Origin of the sequence: Azotobacter bryophylli, from assembly GCF_042643485.1 — a bacterium.
GTDB classification, from domain to species: domain Bacteria; phylum Pseudomonadota; class Gammaproteobacteria; order Pseudomonadales; family Pseudomonadaceae; genus Azotobacter; species Azotobacter bryophylli.
Window position 1 is genome coordinate 192,893 of sequence record NZ_JBHRSJ010000016.1, and the last position, 16,298, is coordinate 209,190.

The 16,298-nt window shown below is 67.5% G+C and carries 8 protein-coding genes; 7 read left to right on the forward strand and 1 reads right to left on the reverse strand.

The window, feature by feature from the left end:
• The first annotated feature begins 10 nt into the window (after positions 1-10).
• The 5 genes from tpx (at position 11) to ACFOJE_RS09430 (ending at position 9,766) form a co-directional block, all read left to right on the forward strand.
• Entirely contained in the window at positions 11-508 is a 498-nt protein-coding gene (tpx, locus tag ACFOJE_RS09410) for a thiol peroxidase (RefSeq protein ID WP_377814060.1), read from the forward strand.
• A gap of 172 nt (positions 509-680) precedes the next feature.
• Complete coding sequence (locus ACFOJE_RS09415) at positions 681-1,940, forward strand: MdtA/MuxA family multidrug efflux RND transporter periplasmic adaptor subunit (RefSeq protein WP_377814061.1); 1,260 nt, start codon at positions 681-683, stop codon at positions 1,938-1,940.
• Complete coding sequence (locus ACFOJE_RS09420; protein ID WP_377814062.1) at positions 1,937-5,041, forward strand: MdtB/MuxB family multidrug efflux RND transporter permease subunit; 3,105 nt, start codon at positions 1,937-1,939, stop codon at positions 5,039-5,041. Before ACFOJE_RS09415 ends, ACFOJE_RS09420 begins: the two co-directional genes overlap by 4 nt.
• Positions 5,042-5,174: 133 nt before the next feature.
• The gene (locus ACFOJE_RS09425) at positions 5,175-8,282 is read left to right on the forward strand and encodes a multidrug efflux RND transporter permease subunit (protein WP_377814063.1); all 3,108 of its coding nucleotides are present in this window, start codon (positions 5,175-5,177) and stop codon (positions 8,280-8,282) included.
• Positions 8,279-9,766, forward strand: coding sequence for an efflux transporter outer membrane subunit (locus ACFOJE_RS09430; RefSeq protein ID WP_377814064.1), 1,488 nt, complete (start codon positions 8,279-8,281; stop codon positions 9,764-9,766). Before ACFOJE_RS09425 ends, ACFOJE_RS09430 begins: the two co-directional genes overlap by 4 nt.
• A gap of 216 nt (positions 9,767-9,982) precedes the next feature.
• On the opposite strand, the gene ACFOJE_RS09435 is transcribed toward ACFOJE_RS09430, so the two are convergent.
• Positions 9,983-10,915 carry a LysR family transcriptional regulator gene (locus tag ACFOJE_RS09435; RefSeq protein WP_377814065.1) on the reverse strand — a complete coding sequence of 311 codons (933 nt, stop codon included), beginning with the start codon at positions 10,913-10,915 and terminating at the stop codon, positions 9,983-9,985.
• 288 nt (positions 10,916-11,203) lie between these two features.
• Between ACFOJE_RS09435 and ACFOJE_RS09440 the strand changes: the two genes are divergently transcribed.
• Complete coding sequence (locus ACFOJE_RS09440; RefSeq protein WP_377814066.1) at positions 11,204-13,636, forward strand: patatin-like protein; 2,433 nt, start codon at positions 11,204-11,206, stop codon at positions 13,634-13,636.
• 836 nt (positions 13,637-14,472) lie between these two features.
• On the forward strand, positions 14,473-16,296 hold the full coding sequence (locus tag ACFOJE_RS09445; RefSeq protein ID WP_377814067.1) for a monovalent cation:proton antiporter-2 (CPA2) family protein: 1,824 nt from the start codon (positions 14,473-14,475) through the stop codon (positions 16,294-16,296).
• The last annotated feature ends 2 nt before the right edge of the window (positions 16,297-16,298 follow it).

Sequence of the window (16,298 nt, forward strand, 5' to 3'; positions counted from 1 at the left end):
GGAAAATCCCATGGCTCAAGTGACTCTGCGCGGCAACCCGATCCGGATCGAGGGCGAACTGCCCGCGGTCGGCCAGCAGGCTCCGGCCTTCAGCCTGGTCAACGCCCAGCTGGCCGACGTCGACCTCGCCAGCTTCGCCGGCAAGCGCAAGGTGCTGAACATCTTCCCGAGCATCGACACCCCGACCTGCGCCACCTCCGTGCGCAAGTTCAACGCCGAGGCGAGCAAGCTGGCCAATACCGTGGTGTTGTGCATCTCCGCCGACCTGCCGTTCGCCCAGAAGCGTTTCTGCGGCGCCGAAGGCCTGGAGAACGTGGTCACCCTGTCGACCCTGCGCGGCCGCGAGTTTCTTAAGGACTACGGCGTGGCCATCGCCGAGGGTCCGATGACCGGCCTGGCCGCCCGCGCCGTGGTGGTGCTGGACGAGAACGACAAGGTGCTGCACGCCGAGCTGGTCTCCGAGATCGCCCAGGAGCCGGACTACGCCGCGGCCTTGGCGGTGCTCTGAGGCCATCTCTCCCCAGGGGCGGCTCGCTCGCCCCTGCGGTCCATCGATCTCCGGGCCCGGCCAGGGCCACGGCGCAAGCTCCTCCAGCGAAAGGTAAAAGACCGGTAAAGGGGCTTTGCTTCGCGGACGCGAGTACTTATCGTTCTGCCTCCCTTCATCGCGATTTGCCGTTATGTCCGAGCCGAGTCTGAATTTCTCCCCCCGCACAGCGCGCCGCTGGCTGTTCCTTGGGCTGGCGCTGGTCGCCGTGGCGCTCCTGGCCTGGTGGCTGTGGCCGGCAGCCGGCGCCAAGGCCCCGGGCGGCCCGCATGGCCCCGGCGGCCAGGGCGGAGGCGGTCCCCGCGGGCCCTTCGGCGACTTCGGCGGGCCGGTGCCCGTGCGCGTGGCCGAGGTGCGTCAGGGCGACTTTCCCGTCGAGCTGAAGGCCATCGGCACGGTCATCGCCTACAACACGGTCAACGTCAGGGCACGGGTCAGCGGTCAACTGGTCAAGGTGCTGTTCGACGAGGGCCAGCAGGTCAAGGCCGGCGACGTGCTGGCGGTGATCGATCCGCGCCCCTACGAGATCGCCCTGCAGCAGGCCGAGGGCACGCTGCTGCAGAACCGCGCCCAGCTGAAGAACGCCGAACTCGATCTGACGCGCTACGAGCGGCTGTTCGCCGAGGATTCCGTGGCCAAGCAGACCCTCGACACCCAGCGCGCCCTGGTGGCGCAGCTCGAGGGCACGGTCAAGTCCGACCAGGCGGCGGTCGGCGACGCCCGCCTGAACCTCGAATTCACCCAGGTCCGCGCGCCCATCGCCGGGCGTCTCGGCCTGCGCCAGGTGGACATCGGCAACCTGGTGACCAGCTCGGACACCACGCCGCTGGTGACCATCACCCAGACCCTGCCCATCGCGGTCAGCTTCACCCTGCCCGAGGGCGAACTGCCGCCGGTGCTGGAGCGCCTGCGCACCGGCCAGAGGCTCGCCGTCGAGGCCTGGGACCGCAGCGAGCGCGGCAAGCTGGCCGAGGGCATGCTGCAGAGCACCGACAACCAGATCGACCTGACCACCGGCACCCTGCGCCTCAAGGCGCGCTTCGAGAACGCCGCGCAGACGCTGTTCCCCAACCAGTTCGTCAACGTGCGCCTGCGCGTCGACACCCGCCAGCAGGCCACCCTGATTCCCTCGGCGGCGCTGCAGTACGGCGCCAGGGGCACCTTCGTCTACGTGGTCGGCAATGACAGCAAGGTGCAGCAGCGCACCGTGGTGGTCGGCCCCAGCGACGGCCCGACCACCCTGATCGAGGACGGTCTCGCCCTCGGCGAGCGCCTGGTGCTGGAGGGCATCGACCGCCTGCGCGAAGGCTCCCAGGTGGAAGTCATCGACGGCAAGGCGGCCAGCGCCGAACCGGTCAAGCCGGCCCAGGCCCCGGCGAAGCCCAACGCATGAACATCTCGCGCCCGTTCATTCTCCGCCCGGTCGCCACCACCCTGATCATGCTGGCGATCTTCCTCTGCGGGGTGATCGCCTATCGTCTGCTGCCGGTGTCCGCGCTGCCCGAGGTGGACTATCCGACCATCCGCGTGATGACCCTCTATCCGGGCGCCAGTCCGGAAGTGATGACCAGCGCCGTGACCGCGCCGCTGGAGCGCCAGTTCGGCCAGATGCCGGGCCTGCAGCAGATGTCCTCGACCAGTTCCGGCGGCGCCTCGGTGATCACCCTGCGTTTCACCCTGGACGTGAACCTGGACGTCGCCGAGCAGGAGGTGCAGGCGGCGATCAACGCGGCCACCAACCTGCTGCCCGACGACCTGCCGGCGCCGCCGGTGTACAACAAGGTCAACCCGGCCGACACGCCGGTGATGACCCTGGCGATCACCTCCGACACCCTGCCGTTGCCCGAGGTCCACGACCTGGTGGACACCCGCATGGCGCAGAAACTGGCGCAGATCAGCGGCGTCGGCCTGGTCAGCCTGGCCGGCGGCCAGCGCCCGGCGGTGCGCATCCAGGTCGATCCCGAGACGCTGGCGGCCAAGGGCCTCAACCTGTCCGACGTGCGCGCGCTGATCACCGCCTCCAACGTCAACCAGCCGAAGGGCAACTTCGACGGTCCGACCCGGGTGTCCCAGCTCGACGCCAACGATCAGCTGAAGTCCGCCGCCGAATACCGCGACCTGGTGCTCGCCTACCAGAACGGCGCGGCGCTGCGCCTGCGCGACGTGGCGACCGTCGCCGACGGCGCCGAGAACGAGCGGCTGGCCGCCTGGGCCAACCGCAACGCGGCGGTGCTGGTGAACATCCAGCGCCAGCCGGGCGCCAACGTGATCGAGGTGGTCGAGCGGGTGCAGAAGCTGCTGCCGCAGATCACCGCCGGCCTGCCGGCCAGCCTGCAGGTGACCCAGCTCACCGACCGCACCCAGACCATCCGCGCCGCGGTGCACGACGTGCAGTTCGAGCTGGCGCTGTCGGTCGGCCTGGTGGTGCTGGTCACCTTCCTGTTCCTGCGCAAGCTGTCGGCCACGGTGATCCCCTCGGTGACGGTGCCGCTGTCTTTGATCGGCACCTTCGCCGTCATGTACCTGGCCGGCTTCTCCGTCAACAACCTGACCCTGATGGCCCTGACCGTGGCCGCCGGTTTCGTGGTGGACGACGCCATCGTCATGCTGGAGAACATCGCCCGCCACCTGGAGGAGGGCGAGACGCCGCTCAACGCGGCGCTCAAGGGGGCGAAGCAGATCGGCTTCACCCTGGTCTCGCTGACTTTCTCGCTGATCGCCGTGCTGATTCCGCTGCTGTTCATGGCCGACGTGGTCGGCCGGCTGTTCCGCGAGTTCGCCATCACCCTGGCGGTGGCGATCCTGATCTCCCTGGTGGTGTCTCTGACCCTGACGCCGATGATGTGCGCGCTGTTCCTCCGGCACGAGCCGAAGGAGCGGGAGAGCCGCTTCTACCGCGCCAGCGGCGCCTGGATCGACGGCCTGATCGCCGGCTACGACCGCGCCCTGCAGTGGGTGCTGCGCCACCAGGCGCTGACCCTGCTGATCGCCGTGGCCACTCTCGGCCTCACCGTGGTGCTCTACCTGGCGGTGCCCAAGGGCTTCTTCCCGGTGCAGGACACCGGGGTGATCCAGGGCATTTCCGAGGCGCCGCAGAGCATCTCCTTCCGCGCCATGAGCGAGCGCCAGCAGGCGCTGGCCGAGGTGATCCTCGCCGACCCGGCGGTGACCAGCCTGTCGTCCTACATCGGCGTGGACGGCGACAACGTCACCCTCAACAGCGGCCGCATGCTGATCAACCTCAAGCCCCACGCCGAGCGCGACGTCACCGCCAGCGAGGTGATCGAGCGCCTGCGCCCGCGGCTGGCCGAGGTGCCGGGCATCGAGCTGTTCCTCCAGCCGGTGCAGGACCTGACCATCGAGGACCGGGTCAGCCGCACCCAGTTCCAGCTCAGTCTGGAGACGCCGGACGGCGCGCTGCTGGAGGAGTGGACGCCGAAGCTGGTCGAGGCCCTGCGCCGGCGGCCGGAGCTCACCGACGTCACCAGCGACCTGCAGAGCCGCGGCCTGCAGGTGTACCTGGAGATCGACCGCGACGCCGCCGCGCGCCTCGGGGTGACGGTGTCGGCCATCGACGACGCCCTCTACGACGCCCTCGGCCAACGGCAGATCTCCACCATCTACACCCAGGCCAGCCAGTACCGCGTGGTGCTGGAGAGCCAGGCCGCCGACCGCCTCGGGCCGGAGTCGCTGGGCCAGCTCTACGTGGCCAGCTCGGATGCCGCCGGCAACACCGGGCAGGTCCGCCTCTCGGCCCTGGCGCGCATCGACGAGCGCCCGGCTGCACTCCTGGTTAACCACATCGGTCAGTTCCCGGCGGCGACCCTGTCCTTCAACCTGCGACCGGGCGTGGCCCTGGGCGAGGCGGTGGCGGCCATCGAGCAGGTGCAGCAGGAGATCGGCCTGCCGCTGGCGATCCAGAGCGAATTCCAGGGCGCCGCCGAGGCCTTCCGCGCCTCCCTGGCCAGCACCCTGCTGCTGATCCTGGCGGCCGTGGTGACCATGTACATCGTGCTCGGCGTGCTCTACGAGAGCTACATCCACCCGGTCACCATCCTCTCCACCCTGCCGTCCGCCGCGGTCGGCGCGTTGCTGGCGCTGCTGCTGTCGGGCAACGATCTCGGGCTGATCGCCATCATCGGCATCATCCTGCTGATCGGCATCGTCAAGAAGAACGCGATCATGATGATCGACTTCGCCCTGGAGGCCGAGCGCCATCAGGGCATGGAGCCGCAGGCGGCGATCCACCGGGCGGCGCTGCTGCGCTTCCGGCCGATCCTGATGACCACCCTGGCGGCGCTGTTCGGCGCCATCCCGCTGATGCTGGCCTCCGGCTCGGGCGCCGAGCTGCGCCAGCCGCTGGGCCTGGTGCTGGTCGGCGGCCTGCTGGTCAGCCAGCTCCTGACCCTGTTCACCACGCCGGTGATCTACCTGGCCTTCGACCGCCTGAGCCGGCGCTTCGCGGGACGCAGTGCGGCGGGAGCGGCGGTATGAGCGCGCGCTTGCCCGGGGTGGGAGCGCATTCAGGGACGAGGGGGACGCTGCGGATCGCGGATGAATCCGCTCCTACTCCGGCGTACGGGGCGATTCGGCTTGTCGAAGCGATGGCGGCGGCGGAGGGCGGGCGGTGAACCTCTCGGCACCCTTCATCCACCGCCCTGTCGCCACTTTGCTGCTGAGTCTGGCGATCCTCCTGCTCGGCGGCCTGAGCTTCGGTCTGCTGCCGGTGTCGCCGCTGCCGAACATGGACTTTCCGGCGATCACCGTGCAGGCGACGCTGCCGGGCGCCAGCCCGCAGGTCATGGCCGCCACCGTGGCCACCCCGCTGGAGCGGGCGCTCGGCGGCATCGCCGGGATCAGCGAGATGACCAGCCGCAGCAGCCAGGGCAACACCCGGATCATCATCCTCTTCGACATCGACCGCGACATCGACGCCGCCGCCCGCGAGGTGCAGGCGGCGATCAACGAGGCGCGCAACCTGCTGCCCAGCGGCATGCGCAGCATGCCCACTTACCGCAAGGTCAATCCGTCCCAGGCGCCGATCATGGTCCTCTCGCTGACCTCGGACGTGCTTGAGAAGGGCCAGCTCTACGACGTCGCCTCGTCCATCGTCGCCCAGAAGCTGTCGCAGGTCCCCGGCGTCGGCGAGGTGCAGGTGGGCGGCAGCTCGCTGCCGGCGGTGCGGGTGGAGCTGCAGCCGCGTCTGCTCGACCAGTACGGCATCGCCCTCGACGAGGTGCGCCAGGCCATCGCCGCCGCCAACGTCAAGCGGCCCAAGGGCTCGGTGGCCGACGCGGACCGCCACTGGCAGGTGCAGGCCAACGACCAGCTGGAGCGCGCCGACGACTACCGGCCGCTGGTGATCCGCTACCGCAACAACGCGCCGGTGCGCCTGGGCGACGTGGCCGAGGTCCGCGACGGGGTGGAGGACCGCTACAACAGCGGCTTCTACAACGACAAGGACGCGGTGCTGCTGATCGTCAACCGCCAGGCCGGCGCCAACATCATCGAGACCATCGCCGATATCCGCGCCCAACTGCCGGCGCTGCGCGCGGCGATTCCGGCGACGGTCGATCTGGAGGTGGCGATGGACCGCTCGCCGGTGATCCGCGCCACCCTGCACGAGGCCGAGCGCACCCTGCTGATCGCCGTGGGCCTGGTGATCCTGGTGGTGCTGGCGTTCCTCGGCCACTGGCGGGCGGCGCTGATCCCGGCGCTGGCGGTGCCGGTGTCGCTGGTCGGCAGTTTCGCCGCCATGTACCTGATGGGCTTCTCGCTGAACAACCTGTCGCTGATGGCGCTGATCATCGCCACCGGCCTGGTGGTGGACGACGCCATCGTGGTGCTGGAGAACATCGCCCGGCACATCGAGAACGGCGAGAAACCCCTGGCCGCGGCGCTGAAGGGCTCGCGGGAGGTGGGCTTCACCCTGCTGTCGATGAACGTCTCGCTGGTGGTGGTGTTCCTCTCCATCCTGTTCATGGGCGGCATCGTCGAGCGGCTGTTCCGCGAATTCTCGGCGACCCTGGCGGTGGCCATCGTGATTTCCCTGCTGGTCTCGCTGACCCTGACGCCGATGCTCTGCGCCCGCTGGCTCCGCGCCCGCCGCGAGGAGCAGACCCCCGGCCGGCTGCAGCGCCTGGCCGGGCGCCTGCAGGAACGGGTGCTGGCCGGCTACGGGCGCAGTCTGGACTGGGCGCTGGCCCACGCCCGGCTGATGCTGTTCATCCTGCTCTCGACCATTGCCCTCAACGTCTACCTCTACGTGGCGGTGCCCAAGACCTTCCTGCCTCAGCAGGACACCGGCCAGCTGATGGGCTTCATCCGCGGCGACGACGGACTGTCCTTCCAGGTGATGCAGCCGAAGATGGCGGCCTTCCGCCGCGCGCTGCTGGCCGACCCGGCGGTGCAGAGCGTGGCCGGTTTCATCGGCGGTGCCGGCGGGATCAACAACGCCATGCTCATCGTCCGCCTGAAGCCCATCGCCGAGCGGCGGATCTCGGCGCAGCAGGTGATCAACCGGATTCGCAAGAACCTGCCCAAGCAGCCCGGCAGCCAGCTGTTCCTGATGCCCGACCAGGACCTGCAGTTCGGCGGCCGCCAGGGGCGCAGCTCGGAGAACGAGTACGTGCTGCTGTCCAGCGATCTGGAACTGCTGCGCACCTGGCTACCGCGGGTGCACGCCGCGCTGGCCAAGCTGCCGCAGCTCACCGATCTGGACAGCAAGCTGGGCGAGGGTGCCCAGCAGATCCGCCTGGTGATCGACCGCGATACCGCCAAGCGCCTGGGTCTGGACATGCAGCTGATCACCACGGTGCTGAATAACGCCTTCAGCCAGCGGCAGATCTCCACCATCTACGACAGCCTCAACCAGTACAAGGTGGTGCTGGAGATCGATCCGCGGTACGCCCAGTACCCGGAAACCCTGGAGCGCATCTACCTGATCGGCACCGACGGCCAGCGCGTGCCGCTGTCCGCCGTTGCCCGCTGGGAGCGCAGCCTGGAGGAGGACCGGGTGCAGCACCAGGGCCAGTTCGCCGCGGAGAACATCGGCTACTCCATCGCCCCCGGCCATTCGGCGGCGGAGGCCAACCAGGCGATCCAGCAGGCGGTGGCGCGGCTCGGCCTGCCCACCGAGGTGCAGGGCACGCTCGGCGGCACCGGCGGCGCCATGCTGCAGGCGCAGAAGGCCCAGCCGCTGATGATCCTCGGCGCGCTGGTGGTGGTGTACATCGTCCTCGGTGTGCTCTACGAGAGCTACATCCATCCGCTGACCATTCTCTCCACGCTGCCCTCGGCCGGCGTCGGCGCGCTGCTGGCCATCGAGCTGGTGGGCGACCAGTTCAGCCTGATCTCGCTGCTCGGCCTGTTCCTGCTGATCGGCGTGGTGAAGAAGAACGCCATCCTGATGATCGACCTGGCCCTGCAGCTGGAGCGCCAGGGCGGGCTCAGCCCGCGGGAATCGATCCGCCAAGCCTGCCTGCTGCGCTTCCGGCCGATCATCATGACCACCCTGGCGGCCATCCTCGGCGCGCTGCCGTTGCTCTTGGGGCTCGCCGAGGGCGGGGAGATGCGCCGGCCGCTGGGCATCGCCATCGTCGGCGGGCTGCTGCTCAGCCAACTGCTCACCCTCTACACCACCCCGGTGGTCTATCTGTTCCTCGACCGCCTGCGTCACCGTTTCAACCGCTGGCGCGGCGTGCGCAGCGATACCGCGATGGAAAACCCGCTATGACCGCATCTTCCTCTTTCGGGCCGGGCCGGCCGTACCGGCTCGCCCCGGCGCTCCTGCTCTGCCTGGCCGTTTCCGGCTGCGCCGTGGGGCCGGACTACCAGCGCCCGCACATCAACACGCCGCAGGCGTTCAAGCAGGCCGAGGGCTGGAAGGCCGCCGAGCCGTCCGACGTGCTGACCCGCGGCCCCTGGTGGCAGCTCTACGGCGACGCCACCCTGAACGATCTGCAGCGGCGCCTGGAAGACTCCAACCAGACCCTCGCCCAGGCCATGGCCCAGTATCGTCAGGCCCGGGCGACGGTGATCGGCGCGCGTGCCGCCTTCTTCCCGACGCTCGACGCCACCGCCAGCAAGACCCGCTCCGGGCAGGGCGGCTCCAGCAGCACCGTGCGCCTGCCGGACGGCTCCACCGTGTCCACCGGCGGCGGCGGGGGGATCTCCAAGAGCTACAACCTGACCATGCGCTCCAGCTGGGAGCTGGATCTGTGGGGCAAGCTGCGCCGCCAGCTGGAGTCGGACAAGGAGAGCCTGTGGGCCAGCGCCGCGGACTTCGCCGCCACGCGCCTGAGCCTGCAGTCGGAACTGGCGCAGGACTACCTGCAGCTGCGGGTCATCGACGCCCAGCGGCGCCTGCTCGACGCCACCGTGGCGGCCTACGCCCGCACCCTGCGGCTGACCGAGAACCAGTACCAGGCCGGCATCGTCACCAAGGCCGACGTGACCCAGGCGCGCACCCAGCTCAAGAGCACCCAGGCCCAGGCCATCGACCTCGAGTACCAGCGCGAGCAGCTGGAGAACGCCATCGCCGTGCTGATCGGCCTGCCGCCGGCGCAGTTCGATCTGGCCGAGGTGGACTTCGTGCCGCAACTGCCGCCGGTGCCGAACCTGGTGCCGTCGCAGCTGCTGGAGCGCCGCCCGGACGTGGCTTCCGCCGAACGCCAGGTGATGAGCGCCAACGCGCAGGTCGGCGTGGCGCGGGCGGCCTGGTTTCCCAGCCTGACCCTGAGCGCCTCGGGCGGCTACCGCAGCAGCAGCTGGAGCAACTGGCTGACGCTGCCCAACCGCTTCTGGTCCATCGGCCCGCAATTCAGTCTGCCGATCTTCGACGGCGGCCAGATATTCTCCCAGGTGCGCCAGGCCGAGGCCAGCTACGACCAGACCGTGGCCAATTACCGCCAGGTGGTGCTGGACAGCTTCCGCGAGGTGGAGGACTACCTGGTCCAGCTGCGCGTGCTGGAGCAGGAGAGCGGGGTGCAGCAGGAGGCGGTGGACGCCGCCCGCGAATCGGTGCGCCTGCTGGAGAACCAGTACAAGGCCGGCACCGTCGACTACAGCGCCGTGGTCACCGTGCAGACCGCCGCCCTCAACAACGAACGCACTAGCCTGAGCATCCTCGGCAACCGCCTCATCGCCAGTGTCCAGCTGATCGCTGCCCTCGGCGGCGGCTGGGACAGCGCGGAAATGAAGACGCTCTCTCCGGACTGACGCCAGCTGTCCCTGCGAAGGCCCGCAGTTCGCGCCGGCATCGGGCTTTGGCGCAGGCTGTGGGCCTTTGCGTTTTCAGCATTCCTGCCTGGGCGATAGTTGTCTGATTTGTCACTTTGCAGTCTATCGGCCAGCCAATGGATACTATCGATCCTGTAATCGGAAGTCATGGCAGGGGACCGCCGGTTCAAGCCACCCCCTGCACACCCAAGTCGATCAGGCGGAGAAGGGCGCCTGATGCTCGGCGTCGGCGATGAACCGCTGCATCCGCGAGCGCAGCCAGCGCTCGGCCGGATCGTTGTCCTGGGCGCCGCGCCAGGACATGCACAGCTCGAAGGGGGTGGTCATCGCGAAGGGCATGGGTTCGGCCCGCAGCCGGCCGCCGGCGGCGAGGACGTCGGCGGCATAGTCGGGCGCCACGGCGAGCAGGTCGGTGCCCTCGATCAGCGTGCCGAGGCCGTTGAACTGGGGGATGGCCAGCACCACCCGGCGCCTGAGCCCGATCCGCGCCAGTTCGGCGTCGACGAAGGTATTGAGATTGCCGGTGACGGAGACCATGGCGTGGGGGCGGGTGCAGAACTCTTCCAGATCGAGCGGGCCGGGGGCGTCGTCGGCACGCAGGAGCTTCAGCCGGCTGAGGCGCAGGGTCTTGCGCTTGGCGTTGGCCGGCAGCTCGTCGGTGTTGGTGATGCCGATGGATATCTCTCCCGAGGCCAGCAGCGCCGGCAGCATCAGGTAGTTGACCCTCCGCACCACCAGCACCACGCCCGGCGCTTCCTGGCGGATGTGCCGCAGCAGCCCCGGTAGCAGGGCGAACTCCACCTCGTCGGAGAGGCCGACGCGGAATACCGCGGTGCTGGTGGAGGGATCGAAATCGCTGGCCCGGCTGATGGCGGTGGAAATCGAATCCAGGGCCGGGGAGAGCAGTTCGAAGATTTCCTGGGCCCGGGCGGTCGGCTCCATGGTGCGTCCGGTGCGGACGAACAGCGGATCGTCGAACAGGGTGCGCAGGCGCGCCAGGGAGGCGCTGATGGCCGGCTGGCCGAGGAACAGCTTCTCCGCGGCGCGGGTGACGCTGCGCTCGTGCATCAGGGTTTCGAAAACGATCAGCAGGTTGAGGTCGACACGGCGTAGCTCGTTGCGATTCATGGCTAATGCACAAACTCCATATGGGCGCCAGGACGGCAAGGCTGCCGGCCGGCCGGCGCCGGGTCAAGGGGAGGGCGCACGGCCTGTCGCCCCCTCGGCCCGCGGGCGGACTTTACTTCCCCTGTTTCTGAACTAGCTTTTCCTACTGATTCCGCCCCGGGCGTTGCCCTGCATGCGGTGCCGTGCTCCACCGTCGCTCGGACCGGGCGACGGCGTTCCATACCATCCGAGCAATCCGCCAATCGATGGCCATCGGCCCGGGAGTCGTCCGGCCGGCACTGACTGACCATGAAAGAGAAAGAGCTCCGTCTCGCGCTGGTCTTCTTCGGCGGCGTTTCCCTGGCGGTCTACCAGCACGGCATCAATCGGGAAATCCTCAACTTGGTGCGGGCCTCCAAGATCTACCACGGCGCCCGGGCCGAGGAGGGCGGCGGCAGCCCCGGGCGCAGCTTCCACCAGCACTATCCGGACGAGCCGGAGCACTCCACCGGCGACCTCTACCATGAGTTTCTCCGGGTGCTGGGCAAGGACATGGCCCTGAAGGTGATCGTCGACATCATCGCCGGCTCGTCGGCGGGCGGCATCAACGGCATCACCCTGGCCACCGCCCTGGCCCACGACCGCAGCCTGATGCCGATCACCGACCTTTGGCTGGAACAGGCCGACATGATGAATCTGCTGGCCCCGGAGGCGAAGGCCAAGCTCTGGAGCAAGTGGTACTTCTGGCCGCTGATGCGGCCACTGCTGAGCCGGCTCGATCGCGAAGGGCTGCTCCCGGGCAAGGTCGATGCCGAGATCGCCAAGCGCATCTCGGTGTTCCTGCGCTCCCGCTGGTTCAAGCCGCCGCTGGACGGCCGCGAGCTGTGCCGCCTGATCCTCGACGGGCTGATGGCGATGGACCGGGCGGCCTCGGCCTGGGAGTCGCTGGTCCCCGAGGGCGAGAAGCTCGATCTGATGGTGACGGTCACGGACTTCCGCGGCCTCGAGCGGCCGATCTTCATCCACGATCCGGCGGTGGCCTACGAGCGTGAACACCGCCATCTGCTGCGCTTCCACCTGGAGCACCGCAAGACCGGCCACCTGTTCAGCGACTTCGAAGCCGACGACTTTCCCTCCCTGGCCTTCGCCGGACGGGCTTCGGCGTCCTATCCCGGGGCCTTCCCGCCGGCGCAGATCCGCGAGATCGACGATCTCCTGGCTGCGCGCCACCTGCCGTGGCCGGCGCGCTCGCGCTTTCTCGAGCGCAATTTCCGGCATTACCGGGAGCGCGGCGAGAATCCGGAAGAGGCGGTGCTGGTGGACGGCAGCATCCTCGACAACAAGCCGATCATGGCCTGCGTCGAGGCGATCCGCACCCATGGCGCCTTCCGCGAGGTGGATCGCCGCCTGGTCTACATCGACCCGCACCCGAAGAGCGGCAGGCCACTGCCCGGCATCGGCGTGCCGGGCTTCTTCGCTACCCTGCGCGGCGCGCTGTCCGACCTGCCGCGGCATGACCCGGTCTACAACGAACTGGCGGTGCTCAGCCGTTTCAACATCCAGGCGCGCCGGCTGAAGGCCGCGATCCTCAGCGCCCGGCCGCAGATCGCGGCGCTGATCGAAAAGGAAACCGAGGGACGGCTCAAGGGCGAGTTCGGCATCGACGACCTGCGGCACTGGCGCCTGCTGTCCATCAGCATCCTCTCCAGCACCTCCATCGTCTGGGATGCCTGGATGCGCTCGCTGGTGTTCGAGGCCCTGGATTTCATCGTGCATCTCGTCGCCGCGGCCTGCCAGTACACCGACGACTCGCCGCAGGCGCGTGGGGTCCAGGAGATCCTCGAGACCTGGGCGAGGGCGCAGGGGCTGATCGCCGAATCCTACTCGATGCCGGAACGGCTCTACCGCAACGCCGATCTGCCGGCCTTCGCCAGGCTGATCCTGGATTTCGGCCTGATCTACAAGCGACGCCGGCTGAACTTCGTGCTCCACGAAATCAACGATCTGTACGGCGGCGAGGCCGACGAGGTCTTCGCCGCCGAGTCGGACCAGCTCGACCTGCTGAAGATCAAGATCCACAAGTGCATCGACGAGCTGTCGCAGTACGACGGCAGCGACTTCCTCAGCCGGCAGGCGGTGTCGGCCTGCCGGGAAATCTTCCTGGAGCAGGGCGCGGATGCGGCCGCGGGCTTCGTGAAGATATCGAAGCTGGTCGAGCGCCTGGCCCAGGAATGCGACCTGGCCAGAACCGCCGACAACGTCGACGCGGTGCTGGCCTCGCCGCTGGTCCAGGGGCTTAGCGAGAAGAGCCGCAGCGCGATCCTCACCGGCTATCTGGGCTATTTCTTCTGGGACATCATCCTGCGGCCGACCGCCAGCGCGCTGTCCCTGGAGGCTGGCCCGATCGAGGAGATCCTGGTGGACCGGATCAGCCCGGAGGATGCGCACAGCATCGTCCTCGACGAATCCAAGCCGGTTCTCCTGGGTAGCACCCTGGCCAGTTTCGGCGGTTTCCTGGGCCGTTCTATTCGCGAGAACGACTACCTGTGGGGACGCCTGCACGCCGTCGACCGCCTGTTCGACATCCTGCTGAGCACCGTGCCGGCCAACCTGCGCACTGGGCTGGCGATCGACGTCCTGAAGAAGCGGGCCTTCGAGCGGGTGCTGGAGGAGGAGGGGCAGCGGCTGACCCTGGTTCCGGCGCTGATCGAAAGGATCGGTGAGGCCGTCGGTCGGCTCTAGTCGGGTTCGCTTGTGCCAGGAACTTTCCCTAGTCGAATGACCTTCGGAAATAGCGGCAATTATTTACAAAGTTTGCAACTGAACTGCATGTGTAATATCGAGCGCTTGTCCAGATTGAGGTCTCGCGAATTCCGGATATTTCAAATCAGAAATGTGTGTCGCGCGATAGCGCCGTTGCCCATTGGAACTTTGCCAACAGCACGAGCGGAACTGTGCGAGCAATTATTTCCGGGAATGGGAAGTTGCCGTTCCCGATGCGAAACGACGGGCAGCGAGAGTGCGAAGTCGGCTCGGCGAAAGGCGACTCGGTAGGAGCAGCTTGCGCTCTGGAATCGCCGCTAGGAGCCAGCGGCAGGATCGAAAGCCGCCGTTTCGACCGACCCACGGCGAAGCAGAGCTGCGCCCGGTGGGCTGCTTGTAAAAGCAGCGGATGCCCGGTTTTCGGGGCGCGCAAGGTGCTGGCGGGAGCCGGTCGATGCCATCGCAGAGGCAGAAGGCGGTGCTGGCCGAAGGGCATGCGGGACCATGCGCAGGCGTATGCGTAATTTAACATAATATACATTATGCGAAGAAACGATATCAGGCACCAGGACAGCCGCCAGGTTCCGTCAAGGGTACGCAAAACATTCTTACATTACTGTCACATTGACAAAATGCCGCACTTTTTTATTCTCGAAGCCCCAGAAAATCAGACGCTTGCATGTTGGTAACCAATTCGTGAACCACTTGAACGTAGTTTCTGAGTGAAGTCGTTCCCATGCCTCTCGCATGTATTCCCGCCTTCGTTGATCTGATTGTCCTTCGCGTAGCCGCGCAGCAATAACAGGAAAATCGCTGTGGAATCTGAGTCGAATCTTTTGCAGGCCAGTGTCGTCTGTCTTCTTACCATGGTGCTTCTCGTACCCCTGGCCAAACGCCTGCAGCTGGGGTCCGTCCTCGGCTATCTGATAGGCGGTGTGCTGATCGGCCCTGGAGTGCTCGGGCTGATCCACCAGCCGGCGAGCGTCATGCGGATTTCCGAATTCGGCGTGGTGATGCTGATGTTCATTATCGGCCTCGAGCTGTCTCCCAAGCGCCTGTGGCTGATGCGCCGGGCGGTGTTCGGCGTGGGGCTGGCCCAGGTGCTGGTCTGCGGTGCCGGCATAGGCGCCGTCGCGGTCATGCTGTTCCACCAGAAATGGAACAGCGCGGTGATCCTGGGGCTCGGCCTGTCGCTGTCGTCGACCGCCTTCGCCCTCCAGCTCCTCTCCGAACGCAACGAGGTACACACTCCCCATGGCCGGCTGGCGTTCTCCATCCTGCTGTTCCAGGACATCGCGGCTATCCCGCTGCTGGCCTTGGTCCCGCTGCTCAGCGGGGCCAGCCAGCCGGAAATCGGGCAGATGGACAGCCTTCTGGAGCTGCTCAAGGTCGTCGGTTGCCTCGCCGGCCTGGTGATCGGCGGACGCTACCTGCTGCGCTACGTGTTCCACTTCGTGGCCAAGTCCGGCCTGCAGGACATCTTCACCGCGACCGCACTGTTGGTGGTGATGGGCAGCGCCTATCTCATGGAATGGGTCGGCGTCTCCATGGCGCTGGGCGCTTTCCTCGCCGGCGTGCTGCTGGCCGATTCGGAATATCGCCACGCACTGGAGGCCAAGATCGAGCCGTTCAAGGGCATGCTCCTCGGCCTGTTCTTCCTCGGCGTCGGCATGAGCGTGAACATCGGCCTGCTGTTCAATTCCTTTTGGACGGTGCTGGGCCTCACCTTCCTGCTGATCCTGGTCAAGGTTCCGCTGGTCGCGCTGCTCGGCGTGATCCCGGGCGGACTCAAGCCTGCGGCGGCGCTGCGCATGGGGACCATCCTGGCCTCCGGCGGCGAATTCGCCTTCGTGATCTTCTCGCTGGCCCGTGCCAACAAGCTGTTCGATCGCCAGGTGCACGATCTGCTCGTGCTGACCATCACCCTGTCGATGGCGCTGACGCCGCTGGTCATCATGCTGATGTCCCGGCTGATCAAGCCGACCAAGCCGGCCCCCATCCCGGTGGAGGAAAAGCCGCAGGTCGCCGACGACGACCATCCGCGGGTGATCATCATGGGCATGGGCCGGGTCGGCCGGGTCGTCGCCCGTCTCCTGCATGCCCAACACGTGCCTTTCGTGGCGTTCGACACCTCGGTCGAGACGGTGGAACTGACCCGCAACATCAGCCACTTGCCGATCTATTACGGAAATCCGCTGCATCTTGATATCCTGCGCGCCGCACATGCCGAAGAGGCCCAGTTCTTCGTCATCGCCACGGACGATGGCCAGGCCAACGTCGAGACGGCGCGCCTGGTGCGCGCGCGCTATCCGCACATGAAGGTAATCACCCGGTCCCGCGACTGGGAGCAGCTGGACATCCTGCTCGATCTGGATGCCGGACCGGTGCGCGAAACCTTCCATTCCAGTCTGGAGATGGGACGTCAGGTATTGGTCGGCCTCGGTGTCTCCGAACAGGAAGCGGCGGCCCACATCCAGCGCTTCCGCCAGCACGACGAGAACATGCTGCGGGCGATGCACAAGGTTGCCAACGACAAGAGCGAGCGGCTGAAGACGGCCCACGCCTTCTACGACGATCTGGAAACGCTGTTCAGCAGCCCTCCCAAGGTCGAGCCCCCCATCACAGCGAAAGAAGTCTGAAA